This is a genomic window from Enterococcus sp. DIV1421a, from assembly GCF_051711025.1.
GTDB classification, from domain to species: domain Bacteria; phylum Bacillota; class Bacilli; order Lactobacillales; family Enterococcaceae; genus Enterococcus_B; species Enterococcus_B hirae.
Genome location: NZ_JBIOLU010000001.1, coordinates 367,975 through 394,628, shown reverse-complemented (window position 1 = coordinate 394,628; position 26,654 = coordinate 367,975). Strand labels below are relative to the sequence as shown.

Genomic DNA, 26,654 nt, shown 5'->3' with positions numbered 1-26,654 from the left:
TCATTTTTCTGTTAAGTTATACGTTGTGAATAAAAGAATTCACGAGTTGTATAGAATCTATTTTGGGGGAGATTCATATGATCGAAATTTATTTATTTGTTAATCCTTTGGGGAAACATTGTTTTACACTAGAACAACAGTTATTACAATTTATTGAAGAAGAGTACGGAAAAACATCCAAAGAAAAGATGCAATTTCGTTTTCTGCCTTTAGTTAATTTGCAGACAATTGGGGATGTCATGCAACGTAACGGAATTTCTCAAAACGACCTCGTTACGCGTAACCACTTATTTTCAACTACCTATTCTGCTGCGTTAGACTATAAAGCGGCACAGTTTCAAGGTAAGAAAAAAGGACGTCAATTTTTGATCAAAATGCAAGAAGCTGTAGGTTGTAATAAAGTACCGTATTCTCCAGAACTTGCTGAATCACTTTTTGCAGAAGTCGGCGGCGATATCGAGATGTTCAAAGAAGATCGTCAATCCGAGTTTGTTAAAGAAGTTTTTTTCTCTGATCAAAAAATTGCTCGAGAAATGGGCATCACCAAACATCCTTCTGCTGTAGTGTATAACTACTCCTGTGAACAAGACTTTGGTGTCTTAATTGAAGGCACAAATACAGTCCGAAAAATAAAAGAACTTTGTAAGACTAAAAATGATTCTTATCAAATTTTTGATGGTGAACATTTACATACAAATGATTCTCGCTTACAACCAGGAAGTAGCCATTTATATTTACTCTCTAACTAATCATGTCAAGAACCATTCGTTTCACTAACTAACCGTTTTTCAAGTACTTAGATCGCTAAGTATTCGAAAAACGGTTATTTGGTGCTTGTAGAAAAATATGGGAATCTTTACCAACATGGACTAATAGCATCGCATCGTCTGAGGTTGAGATAAAAGTGTGTAGCATCAAGAAATAAGAAAGAGTTTTTCGAAAAACGACAAAAAGCAATCGCATCCTTCAGAAAATAGCTGATGCCATTTTCGACCGATACGACTGCTTTTTTAATGTTTAGGACTAAACTTTTCAAATTAGCTTCCTAGTGCTTCAACGATTGCTTCGTTAAATGCTGGAATATCATCAGGATTTCGGCTAGTAATCAAGCCTCGATCAATTACCACTGGCTCATCCTTCACGACGGCACCGGCATATTCGATATCTGGACGTACCGTATCATAAGCTGTCATTGTCCGTCCTTCAGTTAAACCTGTTTGAATAAATAATTGTGGACCGTGACAAATTGCAAATAACGGTTGATCATTTTTTAAAAAGTAAGAAACAAAATCAACGAATCGTTGATCTGCTCGTAATTGATCCGGTGAAAATCCCCCTGGTATCAATAGCGCATCGAAGTCTTCAGGAGAAACATCTGCAATACTTTGTTCGACTGTGAATTCTGCGCCTTTTTTTCCTTTGATTGTTTGATTTCCTTCAAACCCAATCAAAGTCACTGTATGTCCAGCTTTTTCTAGTGCTTCTTTCGGTGACGTTAGTTCCACATCTTCAACTAAATCTGTAACGATTGCTGCAACTTTTTTTGCCATTTGTTCTCTTCCTTTCTTATCGCTTAATTCAAGCCTAAAGGAATTTATTCAAGTGTGCAAATCATCTGTTTGGACTAAAGATCGGTTTTTGTCTCCGTCCATCTTGTTTCTTTTAGTCATTCATCGATGTGATAAACCGGATAACAACCAACCAAATGCGTAGGATAGCCTTGCTCTTTTAGCACTTCAATCAGCTCATTCACCTTGTCGATCTTGTCATCGATAGCAACATCGATAACAAAAAAGTATTCGCCTAACCTCGTTTTTTGTGGGCGTGATTCGATTTTTGTTAAATTCACTTGATTATTAGCAAAGACCGAAAGAACTTGATAAAGCGCCCCTGGTTTATTTTCTGGCAAATCCACAAAGAATGTCGCTTTATGACTGTTTTTTTGTAATTTTGCATCAACAGGCGCGGCACTTAGAACCCAAAAACGGGTCTCATTAGTTGCAATGGACTGGATATCTGATTGCACGATGGTCAACCCAAATTCGTTTGCAGCTTCTTTGGAGCCAATCGCACCTAGACATTCTTCTGGATGGGTTGCTACTTGCTGGGCTCCTTGGGCAGTGGAACCTACTTGTTCAATCTCGACCTTTGGAAAATTTGCCCGTAGAAAAAGTTGTGATTGGGCTAATGCTTGCGGATGACTACAAATCTTTGTGATATTTCGCCAGTTGGCTTGTTGTGTTGGATGGACCATCAATTGTTGTCGGATCGGCAGAACGATTTCTCCTTGAATAGAAGGTAATGTCTCATACACATGATCAAGTGTTGGCAAAACAGAACCTTCAATCGTATTTTCGATTGGCACCATTGCATAAGTAATCTCTTTTTCTAATTGTGCATCGATCAAATCAATCAAGGAATCATAAGAAAGAAAAGTACCTTGTTTGAAATAACGTGTGGCTGCACTATAAGTAAAGGAACCTTTAGGACCTAGATACCCAATTTTCATCATTATTTTCTACCCACTTTATGATTTCTGTGATAATTTCGTCTGGCGATTTCTTAGACGTATCTATCGTGATTTTTGCTAAACTTTTGTATATTTTTTCCCGTTCCCACATGATCTCACGTAGTTTTGTGTCACTATTCTTTAACGCTAACGGTCGAATATTTGTTTGATCTTGTCGTATCCGTTCGATCAAGATATCGGCTTCTCCTTTTAAATAAATGACTTGTTGCTGTTTTAATAGTTCCTGATTTTCTTTCTGTAAGACAACCCCGCCACCAGTAGCGATCACTGCCTTTTTTTGTAAAATTGTTTTTAAAAGAGCGGTTTCGTGGTCGCGAAACGCGGCTTCTCCGAAGGTAGCAAAGTATTGCTCAATGGAACAGCCTAATTGTTGAACTAAATAGTCATCCATATCGATGACTGGTTGATCCAATCGAGCCGCTAATTTTTTACTGATCGTCGTCTTACCAGCGCCCATAAAACCGATCAATACAAGTGACGTCATGATGGGTCCTCCTGAACCAATTTGGCTAGATCCGTAAAAAATTCAGGATATGAAATATTGACTGCTTCAGGATTGAGTAATTCGACAGGTTCTGCGGTTAGTAAAGCGGCGATTTGTAACATCATCCCAATTCGATGGTCCCCATGGCTATCCACTGTCGCTCCATGTAAAGGTGTTGGTCCGTGAATAATCAAACCATCTTCTGTCGGTTCAATGTTCGCACCCATTTTCGTTAATTCTTCCGCAGTTGCATCAATCCGATTTGTTTCTTTGACTTTTAATTCCTGAGCATCACGAATGATGGTTGTGCCTGTTGCTTGAGTAGCAGCTAATGCAATGATCGGTAACTCATCAATCAAGCGTGGGATGATTTCTCCTTGGATCTCACAAGCATGGAGTTGCGCAGAACGGACAATCAAATCTGCTGCTTGATTTTGCTCATCCAGCTGTCTTTCTTCAATATTAGCACCCATTTGCATCAGCACATCGAGAATCCCTGTCCGTGTCGGATTGATTCCTACTTGTTTTAAGAGGACTTCACTGTTTGCTAAAATACTTGCTGCGACGAGATAAAACGCAGCCGAAGAAATATCCCCTGGGACAGTGACTTCTTGTCCGATCAACTGCTGCGGTCCAGTGACTATAATTTCTTTTCCTTCCACTTGGATCTTCCCACCGAATTGCTTGATCATCTCTTCGGTATGGTTCCTTGACTGTTCTTTCTCGATGATTTTAGTGGTCCCTTCGGCTTGTAAAGCTGCAAAAAGGATAGCAGACTTCACTTGCGCACTAGCAATGGGCATGTGATACTCGATCCCGTGCAATGTATTTCCAGTTACTTTTAGTGGAGGAAATTCAGCTTCGGCCGTTCCTTGTAAATCAGCACCCATCTCACGCAATGGCTTCATCACACGTTCCATCGGACGGCGATTCAAAGAAGCATCCCCTGCAATCTCAGAAGTAAATGGACAGCCTGCCAAAATTCCTAATACTAAGCGCATCGTTGTGCCAGAATTTCCTGCATCTAGCCTAGAAGATGGTGCTGTTAATCCTTCAAATCCTTTTCCTTCAATCATGATTTGTTCATTTTTTTCGGTAATACGTACCCCTAATTGCTTAAAAACTGCAATCGTACTTAAACAATCTTCAGCTTTTAAAAAATTGTTGACGATCGTAGTTCCTTTGCTGATAGCACCAAACATGATGCTGCGATGGGAAATCGATTTATCAGCAGGAATCACTAATTCTCCATTGATCCCATTTTTAGCTGTCAATAGTTTCATGACTTCAACTCCTTATCCAACAATGAAATTTTTCGGCTTCGATCAGCTTCTGTCCTTTAAGTAAATCCGCTTGATTTTTAAAAGACAACTCTAACACACCAAAAATATCTTCTCTTGTTTCTTGGATGCTCAAGTTAATAATGGAAAGATTTGCCTGACTTAGTACGTTAGTAACTTTTGCGACAGCACCAGCGATATCGGGAATATCGACATATAAATCATAAAAAGCTGGAATCGCCCCTTGTTTTTTCCGGGGCAACTGATCCCGTGTTTGTTTTGCCTGCACAAAGAACTCTTGAATTGCCGATTGATTTTTATCAATCAGTTCCTGTTTTAACGTTTCCATTGCGACTTGCCAGTCTTCCATCAACTGAATCATCATTTCTTGGTTCGTCATTAAAATATCCGTCCACATTTGGGGATCTGATGAAGCAATCCGTGTAATATCCCGGAATCCGCCAGCAGCTAATTGTGAGGCACGTGGATATTTTTGATTCAGCTGCTCACTGATTTGTACTAATCCTGAAGCGACAATATGTGGCAAATGACTTAGCACCCCAACGATCTCATCGTGATCTTTGGCAGTTAAGCGAACAAACTTTGCTCGAGTAGGACGTAGTAAAGCGATCAGTTCTTCCGTACGTTCACTTTGGCAGTCATCCGTTACGATATAATACGCTTCTTCAAATAAATAGGGATTGCCTGCTTTTACTCCTGATTTATGTGAACCAGCCATCGGATGCCCACCAATAAAATCAAACGGGAGTTGCTTCGCTAGCGCCATTATCGTCGCTTTCGTACTTCCGGTATCACTTACTAATACTGTTTCTTTCAAGGGAAGTGTCGCCAAACAGTTGAGATACTCCAAGCTGACTTGAACTGGAACGGCAAGGATAATCACATCCATTTGACTAGCTGCCTCGATCCCTGTGACAACCTGATCGACTAACTGTGTTTTTTCCGCTATTTCTCTTGTTTCTTCTGAATGATCCCAGCCATAAAGGGTAATTGCTGACCCTTTGATCGCTCGGCATAAGGAAGCGCCAATCAGACCCAATCCTATGACAAACACCTTTTTTTTCATCGCTACCTCCGATTAGAATTCTTGGGTCATTTGGCGGTGATTTGCAACGGCTTTTTTTAATTCTTGCATATTATCTGCTGGAAAATGCTCAAGTATCTCGCAAACAAGAGTGGTCGCAATCACATGCTCTGCGACGACTGAAGCTGCTGGAACTGCCGTACTATCGGAACGTTCCACACTAGCTTTATAAGGTTCTTTAGTATCGATGTTCACGCTCATGAGAGGTTTATATAAAGTAGGAATTGGTTTCATCACGCCCCGAACAATAATCTGTTCTCCGTTGGTCATTCCACCTTCAAAGCCACCTAAATGATTACTTGCTCGGTGATAGCCGCTTTCGTCCCAAGTGATTTCATCCATCACCTGTGATCCTGGTAACGAAGCAGCTTCAAACCCAATTCCAAATTCGACTCCCTTAAAAGCATTGATGCTTAACATCGCTTGAGCTAACTTACCGTCTAATTTTTTATCCCACTGTACATAGCTCCCTAACCCTGCTGGCACATTTTCGACCCGAACTTCCACTACACCTCCCAAAGTGTCTCCTGCTTTTTTAGTAGCATCGATCAAGGCTTTTACTTCCTCTTCAATCATTAGATCTACCATGTTCACTTCGGAGATAGTCGTCTTTTCTTTGATTTCTGTCACGGTCAAATTCTCTGGCACATTCGCTTTGATTCCTCCAAGAATCGCTACATGACTAGCAATCTCTATATCTAAAGCAGCTAAAATCTGTTTTGCTAGTGCCCCGATTGCTACTCGCATCGTCGTTTCTCTTGCGGAAGAACGCTCTAATACATTTCTAAGATCATGGTGTTGATACTTCATACCACCAACTAAATCGGCATGACCTGGTCTTGGTTTAGCCACTCGTCGTAGATTTTCTTCTTTTTCAGAAACCGGAGTAACTGACATCACCGTTTGCCAGTTCTTCCAATCTTTGTTCGTGACAGTCATTGTGATCGGTGAGCCTAATGTTTTGCCGTGACGAATACCCGACGTGATTGTCACTTGATCTTTTTCAATCTTCATGCGCCCACCTCGACCATAACCACCTTGTCGTCTAGCTAATTCTTGATTGATTGCCTCAATCGATAAGGTTAAGCCTGCTGGAACTCCTTCAATAATCGCTGTCAAATTAGGCCCATGTGATTCTCCTGCTGTTAAGTAACGCATTTACTCACCTTCTTCTAAATAATTTTTGATTGCTTCAATTGGGATCGATTGGATTTTTGCCTGACCGATTTTTTCTAATAAAATAATTTTCAACTGTTTTCCCCGGGCTTTTTTATCATGAGTGATCGCCTGGAACAACGCCTGTTCATCCCATGGTTCGTAAGAAATGGGCAACTGATACTTTTGGATCATCTTGATAAGTTGTTGCGTCGTTCCTTCAGGTGTTTCTTTCCTTTTTTCAGCATTCCGACTGATTTGTACCATGCCGATCGCCACTGCTTCTCCATGACTAATCTGTCCATATCCCGCTGTTTGCTCGATAGCGTGTCCGATCGTGTGACCAAAGTTGAGGAACAAACGACTGCCTTGATCAAATTGATCTTCTTCTACTACTTCTTTTTTTACACGTAAAGCTTTTTCGATCACTAGCTCGCTATGTGCTACTAAATCAGCTACATCAATAAAACGAGCTAACTCTCTCCAAAGACTTTCATCCTTGATCGCACCACACTTGATGATTTCTGCAATTCCTTCTTGGATCCTTTTTACTGGTAATGTCGTCAGCGTTTCTGGATCAATCAACACACCGTCTGGCTGTGCAAATGTGCCAATCATATTTTTGGCGTTTGGTGCATTGACTGCTGTTTTGCCACCTATGCTTGAGTCTACTTGTGCCAATAAGGAGGTAGGAATCTGTACAAAAGAAATTCCTCTCATGTAAGTTGATGCCACAAAACCAGCTAAATCGCCTACAACACCGCCACCTAGAGCAATAATGCCATCACTTCTCGTCAATTGTTCAGTGGCTAGAAAATCATATAATTTAGCAGCCATCGACAGTGATTTACTTTCTTCGCCAGCCGGAATAACATAATTCACAACCTCATACCGATCGGCTAATTGTTGTTGTATCTTTTGACCATAAAGCGGAAAGACATTTTCATCACTAATGATCGCAATTTTCTTTTCTTGCCATAAACCGGAAAGCCAATCTGCGACTTGATCTAGTGCGTTTCGCTGGATGATGATCTCATAGCTTTTTTCGGGTAAGACAACTTCTAACATCCGTGTTTCTCCTCTCTATAAAGCGTTGATTTTCTTCATCGCTTCTACTAAGATGTCCACTTCATTCATCATTTTCAGGTAGTTTTTCTCATTCAACGACTGCTGTCCATCAGACCAAGCATGAATCGGATCAGGATGGATCTCTACAATCATTCCATCTGCCCCACTAGCAACACCTGCTCGTGCCATTGGTGTCACTAAGTCCCAGACACCCGTTCCATGACTTGGGTCAACGATGATCGGGAAATGACTTAATTTTTTGATCAGTGGTACGGCACTTAGATCGAATGTATTTCTAGTAGCTGTTTCGTAAGTGCGGATTCCGCGTTCAATGAAGATGATGTTTGAATTGTTTTGAACTGCAATGTATTCAGCGGCATTTAACCACTCTTCGATCGTACCTGAGATGCCACGTTTTAAGCCAATTGGTTTTCCTGTTCGTCCTACAGCTTCTAATAAACGGAAATTTTGCATATTTCGTGCGCCGATTTGAATGATATCTGCGTATTCACTGACCACATCGATATGCGCTTCATCCATCACTTCGGTAATCACTTTCAAGTCATAATGATCCGCAGCTTTACGCATCATTTTCAACCCTTCTTCACCTAATCCTTGGAAAGCGTATGGTGACGTTCTTGGTTTGTAGGCACCACCACGTAAGATTTTAGCACCACCAGCCTTAGCCATTCGTGCTGTCTCCATGATTTGTTCTTCCCCTTCGACAGAACAAGGACCAGCCATTGTCACAAAACTCCCATCACCGATTTTCACTCCAGCTACATCAACGATCGTATCTTGAGGATGAAATTCTCGTGACGTCAATTTGTACGTATTGGTAATCGGTACGGCACGTTCTACGATATCGTAGCGTTCAAACGGAACATCCCGAATTACCTTTGGATCTCCTAAAAGCCCTAAGACAAAACGATCTTTACCATGGTTGATCTGTACATCTAGCCCTTCTTCTTTAATACGTTCAATTACTTGTGTTAACTCACTTTCTTGGATACCTGGTTTAATGATTAGAATCATACAATAACTCCCTTTGTTTTTTATTTTGTGTTTCGCTTCATCGATTTCCTCGCTGTTTGATTGGATTACATAAATTCTTGCAAATCAATCGTTACTTTGCTTATACCTTGTTTGAATGCGTTTAGTTCCCCCTTTATGTAACAAAAAAAGCCCACCGTAGAAAATCCATCTACAGTGAGCCCCTGAATCAATCAAATAAAAAAGCCACTATAGATTTTTCATCTATGCGGCGAGCAAGTCATCTCAAACATCCTTAGCCATCATAGATACAAACAAACGCTGATGTTTGCACCCATAATCGTATGAATACAAACTTATCTAAAATAGCTAAAGTAATAATTATTCAGTTGTGAACTATGTGTGATTTTCATAATAATCGCTCCAAACTGATATAAGATTGAGTTTAAGTATAGAGATGTTTTTGAAAGAAGTCAAACAATTTCTTGAATAAAATGATCAAAGGGTATGAAAAAAGGGCTTTTACCTGATAAAAACTCCAATTTACCCACTAAATAGTCGCAGGAGAATGCTGAAAATACCATAGAAAAGTATCAACAGCATGTCCGGCTTCTACTTCTATAATCAAACGAGCCCAAAAGTGAGCTGAAATTGTTCTTTATTTTGAAATTTGTCCGCTCTTACAATCGTTTTTGTCCGTCTAACTTTTGGATCTCAGTAATATCTTGCGTGACTTCTAAGCACCCAAGATAATCACCTGTCTCATTTTTTAAAGCAAAGTAGCGAATATAAATTTTCCGTCCTCTCATATCAATCCAAAATTCTGCTGAATCCCTTGTTCCTGTACGGAAATCGTCAAGGATTTATTGGACTAGATGCATGCTTTTTGGTGGATGACAGTTGACGACTTCACGACCAATGACAGAAGTAGTTCTTGGAAAGACCCGTTTCTTTCCTTCTGAGAAGAAACGAACCCGATCCTCATGATCAACAAATGTCAAATCCACAGGCAACACTTGAAACAAGGCAACTAATTGCTCCAACTGTAACGCTCCTGTCGGAAATTGCACAACTAAATCAGTCATAGGTGCTGTTTCGTCTTGAACTGCCTCTGACGTAAACTCTTCGATCCCAAGACCAGCAGCAATACCATCGGTCGTTTCTTTAGCTTTTTTAATGGCTAATTGACGAGCTGGTTCCCGTTCGCTTTCTTTTTCGAGTGATTCTTGGCTTGGCTTCCATGGAAGTGGTTCAGGGATAAACGCAAAACCGATATCAAAGCTGTCATGAGCGATTTGTTCCCAATCTTTAAGGCTAAACACATCTAAGGTCATGGGTACCATGATCTCCTCTTCCTTAAAAATCATCTCTTCAATTTCTGTTTTTACTGCTTCCCATTTTTCGGATAGCGGATTATAAGCCGCTTTGTCTGTAGCTAAATAAACATTCAGCGCTTTGATCATTTCACGGATATCATCATCTACGCCCCACATTACTTTAGGTGGAGCTGAGATTCCGTATTTTTCCATATAAGAAAAGATCAACGTTTCTTTTCGTGCATAATGCTTGTCGATTTGTAGTAAGTCAGTTAAAGCGTGTTGCAATCGTTCCTTTTGTGACCAATCTCCTTTAGCCATTTTTGCCAATAATCCGTCAATTTCATCTGTCAATAATGATTGCAACACTTGATTTTCTAACTTTAAGGTATGGATCGGGTGTCCTGGTTGTGCATGTTCATAATTGGAATGATGGATCTCATTGATCGCTCCTTTAAAAACAGCAGCATGGATATTACATAACTTTTGAATTTCTGACGGATCGAGACCGCTTTGGATCAATGCTTTTTCCGCAGCAGTGATTTCTGTAACATCGACTCCCTCAAATTCTTCATTGAACAATCGTTTTGCTTCTTCAAAAGAACCACCTTTATGTAAAAGTGACAGGATTTCAACAATCCGTTCTTGTCGTTGATTCGTGGGTTTCATTTTACCAATCCTTTCACAATAAATCCTGATGTTTCAAAGGCCGTAACAATTTGTTCTAAAGGAATTTTTTTCATTTGAGCCCCTTTAGGAATCGTCATATAGCGACCAGCAGTTTGCAACATCCCAGGTTGGTTGATGGCATTAAATCCTAGCTCTGCCATGATTTGTTTGACTTCTGGATATTCAGTAACTAATTCAAATAATGTTTTGGAAAAATCGATCTCTCTCATTTTACTTCCTCCTTCATTGAGAATCGTTCTCATTCAATCGGATTCATTATAAACGATTTTGTGCACTTTTACACGATAATTTCAAAGCAAATCTTTTTTTACCATTCTAATGATGAGTATATCTAGGCTCATTCTTTTTTCAGTGTAAAACTTCCTAATGACTTTCTGATCAGCAAAAAATAAAATAACTTTTTTTATTAACTAATGAGGTCATCCAGCTGTTTTTTCTTTCAATTTAATTTTGCTTCAGATACTACCCATTTCTCTAAACGATAAAAAGACAAAAATCTTCTTCTCCACTGTTTTTTTACCCATTCCATCACGTTTTTTTCATTGACACAAAACACGAACATGTGTTCTAATCAATAAGAAGAGGTGACGAATATGATTCGAAATCAAAATCCAGTCTTTGATTACACAAAAGAACCTTCGAGAGATATTCTTTGCATCGATTGTAAGTCGTTTTATGCTTCTGTTGAGTGTGCCGAACGTCATTTAGATCCTCTAACAACCAAACTCGTCGTCATGTCCTATCCGTCAGGGAAAACCGATGAACGTGGGAGTGGCTTGATCTTAGCTGCTAGTCCAGCCGCAAAAAAAGCCTATCATATTACAAATATCAGTCGAGCAAGAGATTTACCCTTTCCCTATCCCGACGATCTTTATATGGTCCCTCCACGAATGGCTTACTACATGAAAAAAAATACCGAGATCAATGCTATTTATAAAAAGTACGTGGATGAAGAGAATCACCATGTCTATTCTGTCGATGAAAGCTTTCTTGATGTCACCAACAGTTTGAAACTTTTTAAAGTCAAAAGTGCTTGGGATCTAGCTGAAATCATCTATCAGGATGTCTACCAACAAACAGGAATCCATACAACTATTGGGATTGGTGATAATCCACTACTAGCTAAGTTAGCGTTGGATAACGGTTCTAAAGGAAAAGAGCGAAAGGCCGAATGGCGCTATGCAGATGTGGCAAACAACGTTTGGCGTATTCCTTCTCTCACCGATTTTTGGGGAATTGGACATCGGACAGCCAAACGGCTCAAACGACTGGGGATTCATTCTGTTCATGATTTAGCTCATGCGGATTATTACCAACTAAAAGAAAAATTTGGAGTGATTGGCACCCAGCTTTTTGCCCATGCTTGGGGAATTGATCGAAGCTTTTTGGGAGAAGACTATACCCCCAAATCAAAAAGTATTGGGAATAGTCAAATTTTGAATCGTGATTATACAAGGCGTGAAGAACTTGAAATCGTTCTTAAAGAAATGGCTGATCAAGTCGGAACTCGTCTGCGGCGTGAACATGCGAAAGCGCAAGTTGTTAGCTTGTGGATGGGCTACTCTTTAGGTTATCGAGATCGTCTAGGGAAAACTGGATTTCATCAACAACTAAAAGTTGAGCCGACAAATTCTAGTCATGAACTCAGTCTCATTTTATTGAATCTTTTTCGTAAACATTACCAGCATCAAGACATTCGCAGTGTCGGTGTCAACTGCTCCAAACTAATTTACACAGACAGTCTGCAATTGAATCTATTTACAGATCCCGATGAACAAGTCAACGATGCCAAAATCGATTTTGTCGTTGATCGTATTCGCCAAAAATATGGGTTCAGTGCAATTGTCCATGCCCATAGCTTATTAGAAGGTGGCCGTGCGATCGCAAGGAGTTCACTCGTTGGCGGACACGCTGGTGGTCATGCCGGTATTGAAGGTGAGGGCTATGCGTCGAACAAAAAAAGAATTTCTCGACTACAATGAATACCGAGATCGCCCATTCGGATTAAAATGGGGCACCGCATTCGCTATGGAAGAGCTAGTCACTGGGATCAAAAAAAATGAAGCGTGGGCAGTGAGAGAGATTCGTCCGTTGGAACAAATGTCTCGAGAAGAAATGGATAGTGTTTTATTAGAGGCTTTTCTTTACCATAAAAAAGTAAGTCTGCAATTAAATACCAAGGATGAATTTGGCCGCTACTTAGAAAGCATCGAGGGTTTCTTTACTGGTGAAGCTTATCACGACTATTTTATCCTTGAAGAACAGACCGTTCACTGGTGTGACGTCCGACATGTTCAAATAAAACAGGAAGATAAGTGGTTTGATGTTTCCTATTTTCCCCAGTCAGTCACACAACATGAAACGTTAAGTAACCGAAGTCTTAACGAAGAGATCGTTCCGATCAAAGATGAATTTTACCAAAGTTTTCCTGAAGAAGAGTAGCGTTTTGCCATTGATCAGCATAAAATGCCTATTTCACTAAACTAGAAAGAAGTGATTTTTTGAAAACAGTCCATCAACATTTTGAAACGATCGCTATCACTGCGTTTATTGCCAAACAAGAAATCATTGTCCGCTGCAAGGATAACAACTCTTATCGAGGATTTGTCCAACGAGACATGACAGAAAAAGGATTTTCCTTAGATGAGCAATTGATTCATTGGGTGGACATCGTTGAAATCCAATTGACCGATCAATACTTTCACTTTTGGGAAGATATTTTACATCTAAAGGAACCGACATCCTAACAAAGCCATATAATTGGAACACCTAATCCTATTATATGGAACGCATGGACTCCCCCCAAAAAACGTACAAGTCTTCTCGTAAGTGATAAACCTTTGATTATACGGATAAACTGCTCGTCCGTTTCATACGACAGCAAAAAATCTCAAAACCGCAAAAATGGTTTTGAGATTTTTTGCTTATGTCTAGGATGAATCAGTGAATCATTACTTAACGATCCAACTGTCTTTTTTTCAGTTGACAATGTAAAGTAACTGACTGCTTTTTCAATTTAGATATTTTTCGATCAAGTACGCTGGCGTACAGCTCCACGCATGGCAATAACTACTGATGATCGGGCTGCCATAAGGAGAAAAATCTGGTTCTTCTGGTTTAAAAGCTTCCCAAAAAGTGTCTGCTCCCAGCTGAATCATTTTGCCCCAATAGTTTTTCATTAACTGGATAGCTTCTTCTTGAAGTCCAGCTACAAATAACGCTTCGACTACATGATGATACATATAAGGTGTAGCAATCCCTGTGATCGGAAAATGATGCGCAATCATCGTCTCCAAAATTTCTCGATTCATTGGTTGATCAAAGACCTCTGCTAAAACCATCCAAACTTGACTCGCCACATTGATTTCTCCGGTTGTTTCAATAATAAACTGCTTTTGTTCTTCATCAAATAATTGTTGCTTCGCAAACGCAATCAGTTTCTCTGTTGTTTCTTGGTAATGACTCAGTTGTGGATCTTTCACTTGTTCTGCCAACTGGTTGAATCGTTTCATCGCATAGATCAACACTGCTTGCCCTGCTGTACTCTTTTCAAACTCATTCGACCAGTCGATAAATACTGGCCACTCTTCTAACAAATTCAGGCGTCCCTCTTCATCGACACATGTCAGTGCTAGTTCCATCTGCTTTTTCGCTACTGGATATAAATCCTGCAAGACAACTGAATCTTTCGTCTGTTGATAAAAATCAGCTAAGATCACTGCAAAAAACAAACTATAGTCGAATAAAAACGTATCATCTGGTGTCAATTGCGGGGCTGTGAAAACATTGGCTGGAATCTTCCCTTCACTGGTCGTCATCCCACCAAATAAATAAAGGCAACGTTTCGTTAAAGCTAAATCACCGAAAGTCGCATAATTCGCTAACGCTTGTAAACGTAAATCACCAATCCATAATCGGCGATCTCGTTTGGGCCCATCTTCAAAGACTTCTTGCATGCAATCAAATAATGTTTTAACAGAAACTTGGTAGATGGAAGCAAGTTCTTCATCAGCAATCACAGGCTTTGGTAATTGGTCGAGTGACACACAACTTTCTGCGATAAAAAGCGGATCAGAAAAACTAGCTTGCCACTTGGGTGAAGTATCCAACACCTTTAGCTCAATATAACGACAGCTATATCTTCTTGGTAATTCTAAACGTGCCGGCAAAACATCAAGATGAATAAATTCTTCTTGGATCCAAGACCTTGACAACCAACCATCATACGCACTAGAATCTGCCGCAAGTTCAGCGGGTACTTCCGCAAATTTCAGTTGTAAATATAAAGGGGCATCCATTGGCGAACCAACCGAGTCAATGGACAGACTAAAATGCCCAACATAATGATCCCCTAAATCTAAGATAATCGCTTCATCCCTTTTTAAGGTATAATCAGCTAGTTGTTTGATTTCTTTGTCACTGTTAATTGCTGAATACCCATTCAAACCATGTGGGTCTTCAACGACTTCAGTGATTGCTACTGGTTCGATCTTCGTTTTCAAAAGCTTTGGTACATGTTGTTGTGCTTTGGCCAGCAGTGTCTCGTCTTTCTTCCAACGCACATCTTGATTGATTTGAAAAGTAAATGCCATCTTGCTTTCTCCTCTTCTTTACTTGGTGAACGATGCAGTCATTTTTCCTTCAGCCAGCTCTTTATCCACCGGATCAATCACTGGGTATTTTTTCTGTAGACGCATCATGATTACTCCAGCAATTGTTGCTACTAAAACGATTCCCGCAAAGCCAAACATAGACGTCTGGATACGATCAGGAGCAACTAAGTAAGGGGTAACAAAAGCAAATAATCCACAACACATTCTTGAAAAACCATTGATGAACCCTTGAAGTGAAGCTCGTGTTTCTGCTGGGAAAGATTCTTGTGTCCACACTTTGTAGATTGCCTCTCCGGCTAGTGGATTCCCAAAATTATAAAAAGCAATTGTGATCGCTAATGCAATAAATCCTGCACCGCCACCGATCAATGCCATGCCTAACATTGCGCCAAATTGAACGACTGCCCCAATAAAGAAAGCTTTGTTTCTAAATTTACCACCTGCAACAGAGGCAAATGCAATCGTTGTTGCTAAAGAAATCACATTCAACCCGATCCCTAATCCTGTAGCTTGTGCTTGACTAGCTCCGGCATTTGTCAAAGCATAGGTTTGAAATTGTCCCCAAGTATTCGCTAAGAGGTTCCAACACACATAAAAAATCAAGATAGCGGCGAAAAAGCCAAGGTATTTTTGTTTGTTTTCCCCAAATAGTACTGTCTTGAAAGAAACTTCTTTCGAGTCGCTTGTCACTTTGGTCATTGCTTGTCGAGCAGCTCCGGCTTCATGAAATTGTCTAAACTTAGGTGAAAGTGTTCGCCATAACCAAGTGATCACTGCAAACGTAAATAAGATGGCAAAAACAATTCTTGCTCCTAACACACCTTCGATTCCCGATAAAAGAAACGAACAGATGTAAGAAATGAATATCCCCACTTGCCAAAAAATCTGTGTGGAAGAAATCAAACGAGCAGAAGTATGCTCATCAGGTGCATCATGAGAAACAACGGTCAAACTTAATGGTAAGTCTGCTCCAGATGCTACGCCCATGATAATCACGCCTAATAGGAGCATTGGGAAACTTGTGGCTAGAATACAGACCGCAGCTCCGATCGCGTAAAACAAATTGATCCAGTTAAATGAACGGATCAAGCCAAATGCTTTTGATATCTGTCCAGTAAACAGCGATCCGAAAGCGATTGCAAAAGTTAGCCCGCCAGAAACGATCCCGACTTGTCCAGTTGTCAGCTCTAGTCCCTTTTGCCAAACGGGAATCGTCGCTGAGAGTCCAACAATACAGCCAGATCCAAGCATGGAGCCAATTCCAGCAGCGACAGCTAGAGGCGAATACTCTTTGACCGTGGTAGTAGTTGATGCCTGTTGTTTCTTCATAAAAAACACTCCTTAAAATAAGTTTTATAAGTTCGAACAGTTAGAATTGTAAACGTATGAATTACTCAGGACTATAGCAAAAAAAGTGTTCTTTTTATCCAAATCACATTCGTATGCTTCAGCGAATCAAACAAGCGATTCTTTTTCGAACATTCAGGAAATGAAAAGAAGGTTCACACTTATCCAATACATTTGGAATACGCTTTCGTTAATCTTCGCTTTTCATTGCCAGTTCATGATTGGTCAAATCTTTTTTACAGATCACCTGAGAAAAAGGACTCGTTGCATCACAACTGCCTATTCTATTTTTTTAACAGACTATCTTTGAGTTCTTTAGGTGTCAGTTCTGTGTATTTTCCGACTAATTTATACAAAGAAGCAAGAGTTTCAAAACCAAGTTCATACGAGATTTCTTCAAAAGTTTTATTCGTTTCTCTCATCAACTCGATCATCGTTTTATAACGCAAAGAATTGACCAATTCTTGGAAAGAACTCCCTGTTTCTTTTTTCAATTTATTACTTAAATAATTTGCATTATAACCAAAATGTTTCGCTAGATTTTTCAGTGTCAGTTTTCGAAAATGAAGATCGATATATCGTAAAATCTCTAATAATTCCTGATTCTCACGTTGCGTAACATATTCTTCTAAATCACGGGTAAGTTCGATCAATAGTAAAGACAATCTCAGATTCAGTGCCCGCATATAATAGTCTTGTTTGTTGTAATATTCCAAAATCATTTTGTGCAATAACCCTTGCACTTCTAAGTTATCACCACAATGAAAATGGATAAATTCATCATGTTTTCCTTTTTCCTGCGAAGCATTTAATAGAAATTCATTGACCAATCCACGTGACTTCACCATATTGATCACGATGTCAGTCGTAATCGATTCCCCTTTCAATAAAATATTAATCAAAAGGTCTTCCTCTTCTAAAGGATCGATACGCTGAACGATTTCTTTGTCTAATAACAGCAATTCACCTTCTTTCAAGTGAATTTTCTTATCGTTGACATATTGGACACATGAACCAGACAACATATAGTTAAATTCAACAAATTCATGCGTATGTGCAGGCATTTCAGCGTAACGATGATGTTTATTGATAAAGATATTACCCTCTTTGAAAAATTGGTTTTTGGGCATTTTAGGTACTGCGACTGTCTCATAGGGCAACTGTTGGTCATTGATATTTTGACCATCAATTTGTTGTCGACACTCAATTTCGTTATTTTCCATCAAAAATGTTTTTAGTTGCTCAAAGGTAAACACTGGCATCCTCCCCTTTTTCTTCATTTTCAGTTAGCTTTTCGTCAATAGCAACCAGATCTTTTAGGTAATTAGGTAACTATCTTTCAGTCTAACGAACGAAAAAGCAGCAAATCAACCAATGGAAGGTTTTTCCTTAGTCGTAACAAATAAATAATTCGCTGGATAACCGATTTGGAAAACACTGAGCGTGATTAGGTAAAAAACAAGTGGTACTACAAAAGTAGAGAAAATAATGCCAAATGACGCGCTAGATAATTGCGCCTGATTCGCTACATATCCTGTATAGCTCAAGACAAATCCTGGGATAGCTCCACCAATCGCCATCGCAAACTTCATGATAAAAGAATTCAACGAAGCGATCAGCGCTGCTGTTTCAATTCCCAACTCGTGTTTTATTTGATCCACGTTATCAGCAGATAAACTATATTGCAAAGTATTGGTTAGCCCTAAGCCAACTTGGACAGCAAGATAAGCCCCTAAGAAAATCATTTTCGATTGATGCATGCCGATCATCACGATCATCGCTAAACAGAGTAAAGATAATGCGCCAACATATACTTTTTTCTTCCCCCATCGCTTAGATAAACTAGGAACCAACACACCTGCTCCTAAAGCACCAAACAGTCCTAAAAAACTAGCGAAACTTAGCAATTTTGTGTCATTCAAAATATAGTTCAAATAATACAAAAGCGATCCACTAAAGATATTGCTTGCGGCGGTAATAAAAAGCATACTGATAAATAGGGTCATCACTGGTCGAATTTTTAAGATAGCAAGCGCTTCTTTATAAGAATAGCCGCGCTCTTGCGATAATTCAGCGGGCTCTTCATTCCCTCTTTCTTTCAGTGCTAATGTACCAAAAATCGTGAAGAACAAGACGACTAGTACCGTTCCGACAATCAACAAGGTATACCCAGAAAGCCCATTATTGTAAGCGGAAAGGATCAACGGTGCCAAAATATTCAAACAAGTAGGTCCTACTGTATACGACACACCTTTTATGGACGACAAGATGTTTCGATCGGCTTCTTGATCGGTTAATACGGGGATCAAACTATTTAATGGGATATCCATTAAATCAAAAGTGATACCTAATAAAATATAAGAAATATAGATAACGACGATTTTTTGACTAGTAAAAAGTAACGGTGCAAACCAAACAAGTAAATAGTTGATACAACAAATTACTGTTCCCAGCACCAAAATCGGGCGATATTTGCCAAAGCGTGTCACTGGGAAACGATCGATCAAAAAACCTAATAAAGGATCACTGAAACCATCAAGTAGTCTGGAGACCAGAAAAAGCGTACTAACTACAGCAGGATTAATGCCAATTACATCGGTATAAAAAATCAAAAGGTACGTATTCAACAACGTCATCACTGGGATATTTCCGAGATTTGTTAAAGCAAAACCAATTTTTTCCTTTACACTGATTCGTGTTTGTTGCATTTCAATCCTCTCCTTTTTCAAATCAGTTGTTTGCTCTTAGTTGTTTCAAGGGAGATATCATAATTTTTTCCTGGCTCTAAATGAACCTCTTGCTGGTTGATACGGAGAATCCCTCCTTCTCGTGTCGTTGAAATGCGTAACTGTTCTTGTTCTTTATTAATTGTGACAAGTCCATTTTTGATTGGTATTTGCATGTTTAGACTTTCAAAGGCATCTAGATTAGGTTCAACGACGAAAGTTTGATATCCTGGTGAAAGTGGTCGGACACCTGCGAAATATCTGCCTAATAGATAGATTGGGCTTGCTCCCCAAGCATGGCATAAGCTTTTGCCAAAAGGATCCCCATACATTTCATACACTTGTTCGCCCGTTTCCTCAGGGATATATTCTTCCCAGAATGTCACTGCCCCTCTTTCAACCATTCCGCCCCAGTAATCACAGATGATTTGATACACTTGGTCTGTTTGACCCATTTTACATAGAGCATCTTGCTCGAAAAATTTGAAATAAGGTGTCGTGATCTGGGTAATTTCAGGGTTTAACAATACATGGGTTAAAATCTGTTCTTTCTTTTCTTGTTCCACTAAATCGAATAAAATGGCAAAAATATTGGCATGACGAGTTACGTGGCGCTTTTTCGATTCATAGGAATCAATAAATGCCTGCTTTTCTTCGTCCCAGAAATAGCTCATGACGTTTTCTTTTAGTTGTTGATACTTCTGTTCATAGTCATCTACTTCACCCAAAACAGCTCCACAAGTCATCATCGTTTGGTAAGCTTTAAGCAATAGAATTTGTTCTGCTGCCAAGGTTCCTTCTCGATCCATCTCCGTCCAATCAATAAACAACCAATCTTTTTCTCGCCCATAAATAAAGCCAAGTTCATTCGTTTGTGCTTGGAGATAGTCCATCATCGTCTTCATCTTAGGATAGATTTGTTTCAAGAAAACCGTGTCGCCCGTCATTAAATAGTGATTCTCAACAGCGATGATCCATAAAATCGAGTAGTCAACGATCGTATTCATATGTTGCTTGATTTCATTTTGCCCACGAAGCGCTAACATCGTTCGAGTATTGATTTCTTCATCGAAAAAGAGGTATTGATTGATAAAATAGCTTTGGTAAGCATCGCCTGACCAGATCCACCGATCTCGCTTGATCCCATCGATAAAGAACAACCCGCTACATAGGGTAAATGTTTCCACAGATACTTCCCAAATCTTATTTAAAAGGACATTGTCTGAAGAAAAAGCAGCATGATTGGTTAAAGGAAGGGATTCATGGATCGCCTCGATCTCAATTTCCTCCTTCGCAACATTTGGAACAAACAAATAGCGAAAAGCGCGCTTTCTTGGGATTGTTTCAACAGTAGCTGCTTTTTCCTTGTAATAGCACATCTCCACATCCAATGCTTCTGATGCAGATTCACCGTAGCAAATCATGATCGGTTGCCCATGTGTCATTTTTTTGATTGCCAGTGTTCCGTAAACCGCACGACCATAATCGATCAATACCCCATCATTCTGTTCGTTGATTGAAACAGGTGTAACCACTTTTTTTTCAAAATAGACATGATTTGGATCGTTTGCTTTATCCAAATAAAGTGAGCTCCAACCAGCTGGTAGTTCTTCAATAAAGTTACTTGCTCGCCAACCTAAATCACTCTTAATAACCTCTCCTTCGACAAAGACAGCGGGTAATCCAGTTGCGTTGCCTACAAAAATCCTGATTTTATTCTTTCCAGGCTGACAATTGATTGTTTCTTTAAGTGGATACTTTTTCCCATTCACTTCCACATAGCCAATCCCTGTTGCATAAACAATAAAAGAAGTTGGTTCTGTCAGTTCGTAGTAACGTTTGAATTTCACATTTTTATGACAATCATCAACGTTCCAATAAGCAGGCCAGTCATAACCTCTTTCTTCTCTTGAAAAATTTTGTAATAATCCTTGTCTGATTTCAAAATCTCCTGGGTACCATAACCATCTTGTTTGTTTTTCACTATTCATCTTCCACACTCCTTGGTTTTGGATCGTAGCAATGGTAATCATGCACGATTCTTTTTTCTCATTGTCAATAACTGATAGTCTAAGCCTTTTGAACACATTGATTAATAACAAATGAAACAGCCCCGTACGTCTCACCCAAACTAGCGAAAGTTAAGCCAAATGAACACATTTGTTTAGTCATTTTGATAGCTCACTCTACTTCAAAAATAAAGTTAGAGATTTCCATTTTGTACTTTCCATCACTTAAAAAAACAGAAACAGCCGTTATCAATCAACAGCTAAAAGATTTAAGTTCTCCTTCCTAAACACTTATGCTTTTTCTCCCTCTACATATTAACCGCTTTCATATTCAGGGAACAATTTCCAAAATCCAGAATGTTTATATCAAATCTACAGGTTTTTTGGTTAAGAAGTTGTGTTACATTAATAGCAAGGTAAGATGATCATCAAGAGGTGAAGTTCATGGAGAAATGGATCGCAGAGTTATTCAAAGAAACGGAAATCGAAAAATTGCAAAAAAAATCAGGTAAAAATATTAATACGATGAACCTCAACTATCATCGTTCGATCGTTCCAGAAATTCCTAAAAGTAAGTTCTTTGAGTTTGGATCAATCGCAATTAACAAACATCCAAGATTTTCTTACACACCCGCGCATACCCATCATTTTATTGAGTTGAATTTTTTATTCAATGGGCAGTGCACCCAGCGTTTGAACGGTGACGTTTTTCATTTAGAAAAAGGACAGTTACTTCTGTTAGATAGTAAGGTTATCCAACAAATCGATTATGTAGGAGCAGAGGATATCTTGATCAATTTCCTCCTTGATATTCCAGCTATTCAAAATATTCTATTGCCTAATCTACCAAAATCCAATAATCTAATCACAGATTTTTTCTTTCAAGCAACCCGTTCGCCTACTGAACATACTAGTTATATCCTACTAGACTTATCAATGAGTCCCTTAGCGTATCAGCTAATTAAAAGTCTGATGATGACCACTTATCAAAAAGAGTCTGTGCATAAGCAACTTTTGCTGAATTTATTATTTTCTTCACTGATGGTAGAAAGCGCCCAAGCACCAGTGATTATCACGAATAAAAAAACGATTCGTAATGAGCCGCTGATTCAAATCTTAGATTATATCAATGATCACTATGCAGAAATCACCTTACAGCAATTAGGAGAAACTTTTGGCTATAACAAAAACTATTTAAGCAACTTGTTAAAAAATAAAACCGGTAGTAGTTTCCAAGAGTTGATCGATCAAAAACGCTTATCTGAAGCAAAGCGACTCATGCTAGAAACAAACGATAGTTTAAGTACGATTGCCTTAAAAATCGGCTATAAAAGTGTCCCTTCGATTTTCAAACTTTTCCAAAAAGAAACCGGAAAAACACCTGATTATTTCCGAAAAAAAACGGATGTAAAAAGAGTAGTTTAAACATGAATGGTGCATCTTACTAATTCTAGCTGTAAAATAGTAAATAAAAGTTATTAACACAAAAAAATAACAAAAACCGCCTGAAACAATTGAAGTGTTTCAGGCGGTTCATTTATATTTTACGTAAAATACAACATGTCTAATGAATGTCTCTAATTGTTTGATTTTATTCTACAAATGGTTCTTCTCCCAATGCTTGTTGCGCGGCTAGATTGATCATATTCCATTGGCGATCAAAACCTGGTTGGAAGAAAAAGTCAGCTTCTGCTAAATCTTCAATCGTCAGTTTTTGTTGGATCGCTAGCGCTAGTACGTTGCCTTGAGCAGTCACATCATAAGTAGATAAAACAGCTCCGCCAAGGACTTGATGTGTCATTGGGTCAAAGAATAATTGGATTGAAACTTTCGTGTTCCCATATTCTTCAGGTACATATTTAGGACGAATAGTATCTTCATAATAAGCTGTGCGAATGGCTACGCCTGCTTTTCCTGCTGTAAAACTATTCAAACCACTAGCTGCAAAGTGATAATCAAAAACACTTAATGCCGAAGAACCTACAACGCCTCCAAATGGTTGGCTTGGTGTATCCTCAAATAGATGTTTGACTACATATCGTGCTTCTCTTCTTGCCACTGTTGCTAGTGCAATCGGCATTTTTGAGCGGGCAGGTATCGAATAAGCAAGGGTTGCATCCCCTACTGCATACACATCAGGTAAATTGGTTTGCAAATATTCATCGGTAACGATCCAACCACGATCATCTAAATCTACGACTCCTTTTAGCCATTCCGTATTCGCTTTGACTCCAGCTGCTTGAATCACAAGATCTGTCGCGATTTCTTCATCTGCTGTTTGAATCGCAGCGACTTGTTGTTCACCAGTGAAAGCAGTGATTTTCGCACCCGTCACGACTTTGATACCCTTTTCTTTTAAATGTTCGGTTAAAATATCCGTCATTTCCGGATCTAAATAAGTGCCTAATGGTCGATCAATCACGTCTAATAACGTCACTTCTTTCCCTGCTTTTTGAAAAGCTTCAGCGGCTTCGATCCCGATATAGCCTGCACCGATAACAGCTACATTTTTGATTGCTGGATCAGTTAATTTATCTTTGATTCTAGTAGCCCAATCGTACCCACGCATCAAATAAACGTTCTCTAAATCTGTTCCTGGTACTGGCAATGAATTTGGTTTTACTCCTGAGCTTAAGATCAATTTATCATATTCATACTCTTTGGTACTCTTATCTAAGATACTAGTCACCGTTACTGTCTTTTGGTCTGCATGAATCGCTTTTACTTCATGATTGTTTAAAATGTGAACATTGGGTTGTGGAAAGTTTTCTGGTCTGAAATTTCGTACATCATTAACATCTGTCACTTGGTCCTCTAAATATAATTCCATGCCACATGACATGAACGAAACATAATCCCCTGCTTCAAATAAGGTGATATCGACATTTTCACCATATCTAGATAGCAATTCTAAAATCGATTGATGTCCGCCATGAGATGCGCCGACAATAATAACCTTTGTTTTCTCCATTGATGAAACCTCCTTGTTCAATTATTTAGAATAACTCTAAACAATTCAAACATAACACTCGATTTTTTATAAATCAAAAGAAATGCCCAAATATTGGACAGAAAAAACAAGACTTTCTCTATTAAGTTTTTGACTTAAATGTTTATCAACTTTTTTTTAGATTGCAATATTTTTTATAAGAAATAACCGTACAGAAAAATAAAACGGTTATGCTATTATTTGTCAATTATATCACTTGACTTAACTTGTAAAATTTATATAAAAGACATTTTCCATACTAATAAAGTTAGTTGGTACTATAGACCTCCTCAACCATGAAATTAGAAAAAAAAACATACCAAAAATAATAATTGTACAAAAAAGATCGTTTCAGGACACTTAACATTTATAAATAAATATAGGAAAAAATTTTCGTTACTTAATGTTGTATAGTACTATAAGAGTAAAGAGGTGGTATATGTGCTCATTACAAAATCTAGATTACAAGGTGGTTCTGTAGTAATTACTCTACCATCTGACAATGGTAAAAAACCTTCAGAAAATCAAGAATATATTGTTGTCTACTCTGAAGATGGGACAATCACATTAGTTCCTAAAATCGAAGATCCATTTAGTGCTGGACAAGAAGCTGAGTATTACGAAAAAGATGAATGGAAAGACTTAACTCCTAAAGGGGGAGAAATTTTATAGTGCCTAAAGCTAGAAATTATATTCCTAAAAAAGGGGATATTGTTTGGATCGATTTTGATCCATCCACAGGCAAAGAAATTCAAAAAGAGAAGACCAGGCTTGGTTGTATCTCGTTATGAATTTAATTGCACAACAATGTTTGCAATAATCTATCCAATTACTTCTACTATAAAAAATCTACCGACACGCTATTCGCTTCCCAAAGATTTAAATACAAAGGGACAAGTACTTATTTCTCAATTAAAATCACTTGATTTCAAGGAAAGAAAACTCAAAAAGGTCGAAAATTTACCTTTACAAGATATGGCTAAAATTGATCAGATTATCCAGTATATATTTTAAGCACCTTAAATTGGATCATAATCTTTCGTTATGCCAAATAAAACTAAAAAATGTACACCATTAAAAAAGAAAAATGACAAATGTTCCTCTTTCAATCAACAAAGCAAACAAAAAATGAAAAACTTCGTTCAATAAAATGAACGTAGCTTTTCATTTTTTTTGATTATATATCAGCTAAAAAAAGGCGAATCCGTTGGCAAGCTTCCGTAAGTTCTGCCAAACTACTTGCATAAGAAATCCGAATATAGCCTTCACCCTCTGGTCCAAAAGCTGAACCAGGGATACAGGCGACTCTGCCTTGTTCTGCTAACTGTAAGCAAAACTCCCAAGAATTCAAGGTAACTTCTTTTGGCAGTTTACAAAACAGGTAAAAGGCGCCATCAGGTGGTATGACTTCAAACCCTAACTCACTTAATTGACCTAAAAGATAATCTCTTCTCTTCGCATACTGTTCTTTCATTTTTTCCCCATCATACATTCCGGTAGTAAGTGCCTCAACCGCAGCTTTTTGAGCCATTGTGGTGGCTGAAGTGACTAAATATTGATGGACTTTGATGATTTCATCAATCACATATTTTTGAGCAAAAATAAAGCCGATCCGCCAGCCGGTCATCGCATGAGATTTGGATAAACCGCTAATCACAATTGTTTGCTCCGGAAGATAAGACGCTGGCGAGACATGGTCTCCGACATAATTCAACTCTGCATAGACTTCATCGCTGATCACGAAGACCGATCGTTGTTTGATGACTTCAGCTAATTTTGCCATTTGTTCTGAAGTTAACAGTGTTCCTGTTGGATTGCTTGGATAGTTCAAGATAATTGCTTTGATCGAGTCGCCATAAGTAGCAAAGGCTGCTTCTAACTGTTCTGGTTGGCAAATAAAGCCTGTTTCTGACGTATCGATCGTGATCAATTCCGCTCCAGCAAGATCCACTATCGGCTGATAGCCAGGATAAGCAGGCGCAGGAATCAATACTTTGTCGCCTTCTTCTAAAATCGCTAGTAAAGAAGCAGCGATTGCTTCTGTGGCACCAACTGTCGTTAGTACTTCAGTTTGAGGATCGTATACCAACCCATAACGTTCTTTTTGAAATAAACAAGCAGCTTCACAAAGTTCGGGTAGTCCCCTCATCCCCGTATAATGGGAATAATTTTCTTCAATAGCAGTGATCCCCGCCTGTTTAACATGTTCGGGTGTTGGAAAATCAGGCTCTCCTAAGGTTAACTTGATGACATCGGGGATAGCAGAAATTTGTTGGTCAAAACTTCTGATTTGTGACACTGCTATTTTTGCAAGCCTGTGATTAAAACGATTGGTTAAATTCATGTGGT

22 protein-coding genes and 2 pseudogenes are annotated in these 26,654 nt (G+C 38.8%); 7 read left to right on the top strand and 17 right to left on the bottom strand.

The genetic code is table 11. From position 1 onward, the window contains the following. The first annotated feature begins 77 nt into the window (after positions 1-77). A complete protein-coding gene (locus IGK21_RS01785; protein ID WP_438718827.1) occupies positions 78-749 on the top strand; it encodes a ClpXP adapter SpxH family protein in 672 nt (223 codons plus the stop codon). A gap of 288 nt (positions 750-1,037) precedes the next feature. On the opposite strand, the gene IGK21_RS01780 is transcribed toward IGK21_RS01785, so the two are convergent. The 10 genes and pseudogenes from IGK21_RS01780 to IGK21_RS01735 form a co-directional block, all read right to left on the bottom strand. Further along, entirely contained in the window at positions 1,038-1,550 is a 513-nt protein-coding gene (locus tag IGK21_RS01780) for a type 1 glutamine amidotransferase domain-containing protein (RefSeq protein WP_034699465.1), read from the bottom strand. A 116-nt stretch (positions 1,551-1,666) separates the two neighbouring features. Continuing rightward, a complete protein-coding gene (gene pheA / locus IGK21_RS01775; RefSeq protein ID WP_034699462.1) occupies positions 1,667-2,512 on the bottom strand; it encodes a prephenate dehydratase in 846 nt (281 codons plus the stop codon). Then, positions 2,484-3,014 (bottom strand): shikimate kinase, encoded by a 531-nt coding sequence (locus IGK21_RS01770; protein WP_010720175.1) that lies wholly within the window; start codon positions 3,012-3,014, stop codon positions 2,484-2,486. Before IGK21_RS01770 ends, pheA begins: the two co-directional genes overlap by 29 nt. After that, on the bottom strand, positions 3,011-4,297 hold the full coding sequence (gene aroA / locus IGK21_RS01765) for a 3-phosphoshikimate 1-carboxyvinyltransferase (RefSeq protein ID WP_034699459.1): 1,287 nt from the start codon (positions 4,295-4,297) through the stop codon (positions 3,011-3,013). The genes IGK21_RS01770 and aroA overlap by 4 nt, the downstream gene beginning before the upstream one ends. Positions 4,298-4,301: 4 nt before the next feature. Next, entirely contained in the window at positions 4,302-5,381 is a 1,080-nt protein-coding gene (locus IGK21_RS01760; RefSeq protein ID WP_034699457.1) for a prephenate dehydrogenase, read from the bottom strand. Between the two features lie 12 nt (positions 5,382-5,393). Next, the gene (gene aroC / locus IGK21_RS01755; RefSeq protein WP_034699454.1) at positions 5,394-6,557 is read right to left on the bottom strand and encodes a chorismate synthase; all 1,164 of its coding nucleotides are present in this window, start codon (positions 6,555-6,557) and stop codon (positions 5,394-5,396) included. Further along, on the bottom strand, positions 6,558-7,622 hold the full coding sequence (aroB, locus tag IGK21_RS01750; protein WP_010738524.1) for a 3-dehydroquinate synthase: 1,065 nt from the start codon (positions 7,620-7,622) through the stop codon (positions 6,558-6,560). It lies immediately after the preceding gene. A 15-nt stretch (positions 7,623-7,637) separates the two neighbouring features. After that, the gene (gene aroF, locus IGK21_RS01745; RefSeq protein WP_010738525.1) at positions 7,638-8,657 is read right to left on the bottom strand and encodes a 3-deoxy-7-phosphoheptulonate synthase; all 1,020 of its coding nucleotides are present in this window, start codon (positions 8,655-8,657) and stop codon (positions 7,638-7,640) included. A 638-nt stretch (positions 8,658-9,295) separates the two neighbouring features. After that, a pseudogene (locus IGK21_RS01740) lies at positions 9,296-10,600 on the bottom strand (DUF438 domain-containing protein). Beyond that, positions 10,597-10,830: a DUF1858 domain-containing protein gene (locus tag IGK21_RS01735; RefSeq protein ID WP_034699449.1), complete on the bottom strand. Its 234-nt coding sequence runs from the start codon at positions 10,828-10,830 to the stop codon at positions 10,597-10,599. Before IGK21_RS01735 ends, IGK21_RS01740 begins: the two are co-directional and overlap by 4 nt. A 384-nt stretch (positions 10,831-11,214) precedes the next feature. Between IGK21_RS01735 and IGK21_RS01730 the strand changes: the two genes are divergently transcribed. Genes IGK21_RS01730 through IGK21_RS01720 form a run of 3 tightly spaced genes read left to right on the top strand, consistent with a single transcriptional unit; the run spans position 11,215 to position 13,368 of the window. Further along, the gene (locus IGK21_RS01730) at positions 11,215-12,603 is read left to right on the top strand and encodes a Y-family DNA polymerase (protein WP_181914787.1); all 1,389 of its coding nucleotides are present in this window, start codon (positions 11,215-11,217) and stop codon (positions 12,601-12,603) included. Further along, positions 12,566-13,063, top strand: a complete 498-nt coding sequence (locus IGK21_RS01725; protein ID WP_034699446.1) for a hypothetical protein — start codon at positions 12,566-12,568, stop codon at positions 13,061-13,063. The genes IGK21_RS01730 and IGK21_RS01725 overlap by 38 nt, the downstream gene beginning before the upstream one ends. A gap of 59 nt (positions 13,064-13,122) precedes the next feature. Then, entirely contained in the window at positions 13,123-13,368 is a 246-nt protein-coding gene (locus IGK21_RS01720) for a hypothetical protein (RefSeq protein ID WP_034699443.1), read from the top strand. Positions 13,369-13,632: 264 nt separating this feature from the next. Here IGK21_RS01720 and IGK21_RS01715 read toward each other — a convergent pair whose 3' ends face one another. The 5 genes from IGK21_RS01715 to IGK21_RS01695 all read right to left on the bottom strand — a co-directional run bounded on the left by IGK21_RS01715 (position 13,633) and on the right by IGK21_RS01695 (position 21,298). After that, complete coding sequence (locus IGK21_RS01715) at positions 13,633-15,213, bottom strand: family 78 glycoside hydrolase catalytic domain (RefSeq protein ID WP_034699441.1); 1,581 nt, start codon at positions 15,211-15,213, stop codon at positions 13,633-13,635. A gap of 18 nt (positions 15,214-15,231) precedes the next feature. Next, positions 15,232-16,563: an MFS transporter gene (locus tag IGK21_RS01710; protein WP_010720187.1), complete on the bottom strand. Its 1,332-nt coding sequence runs from the start codon at positions 16,561-16,563 to the stop codon at positions 15,232-15,234. Positions 16,564-16,865: 302 nt separating this feature from the next. Further along, entirely contained in the window at positions 16,866-17,837 is a 972-nt protein-coding gene (locus IGK21_RS01705) for an AraC family transcriptional regulator (RefSeq protein WP_034699439.1), read from the bottom strand. Between the two features lie 111 nt (positions 17,838-17,948). Beyond that, entirely contained in the window at positions 17,949-19,289 is a 1,341-nt protein-coding gene (locus tag IGK21_RS01700; protein ID WP_034699437.1) for an MFS transporter, read from the bottom strand. 17 nt (positions 19,290-19,306) lie between these two features. Next, positions 19,307-21,298 carry an amylo-alpha-1,6-glucosidase gene (locus tag IGK21_RS01695; protein ID WP_034699434.1) on the bottom strand — a complete coding sequence of 664 codons (1,992 nt, stop codon included), beginning with the start codon at positions 21,296-21,298 and terminating at the stop codon, positions 19,307-19,309. 462 nt (positions 21,299-21,760) lie between these two features. Here IGK21_RS01695 and IGK21_RS01690 point away from each other — a divergent pair, with 462 nt between their 5' ends. Continuing rightward, entirely contained in the window at positions 21,761-22,741 is a 981-nt protein-coding gene (locus tag IGK21_RS01690) for an AraC family transcriptional regulator (protein WP_034699431.1), read from the top strand. 166 nt (positions 22,742-22,907) lie between these two features. Here IGK21_RS01690 and IGK21_RS01685 read toward each other — a convergent pair whose 3' ends face one another. After that, positions 22,908-24,287, bottom strand: a complete 1,380-nt coding sequence (locus IGK21_RS01685; RefSeq protein WP_010720192.1) for an FAD-dependent oxidoreductase — start codon at positions 24,285-24,287, stop codon at positions 22,908-22,910. Between the two features lie 459 nt (positions 24,288-24,746). On the opposite strand from IGK21_RS01685, the gene mazE reads away from it, so the two are divergent. Together mazE and IGK21_RS01675 are read left to right on the top strand one after the other, a co-directional pair. Then, entirely contained in the window at positions 24,747-24,977 is a 231-nt protein-coding gene (mazE, locus tag IGK21_RS01680; protein ID WP_034699428.1) for a type II toxin-antitoxin system PemI/MazE family antitoxin, read from the top strand. Further along, positions 24,977-25,319 (top strand): annotated as a pseudogene (locus IGK21_RS01675) (type II toxin-antitoxin system PemK/MazF family toxin). Before mazE ends, IGK21_RS01675 begins: the two are co-directional and overlap by 1 nt. Positions 25,320-25,482: 163 nt before the next feature. Here the strand turns inward: IGK21_RS01675 and IGK21_RS01670 are convergent. Further along, entirely contained in the window at positions 25,483-26,649 is a 1,167-nt protein-coding gene (locus IGK21_RS01670; protein ID WP_034699425.1) for a pyridoxal phosphate-dependent aminotransferase, read from the bottom strand. Positions 26,650-26,654 lie beyond the last annotated feature (5 nt).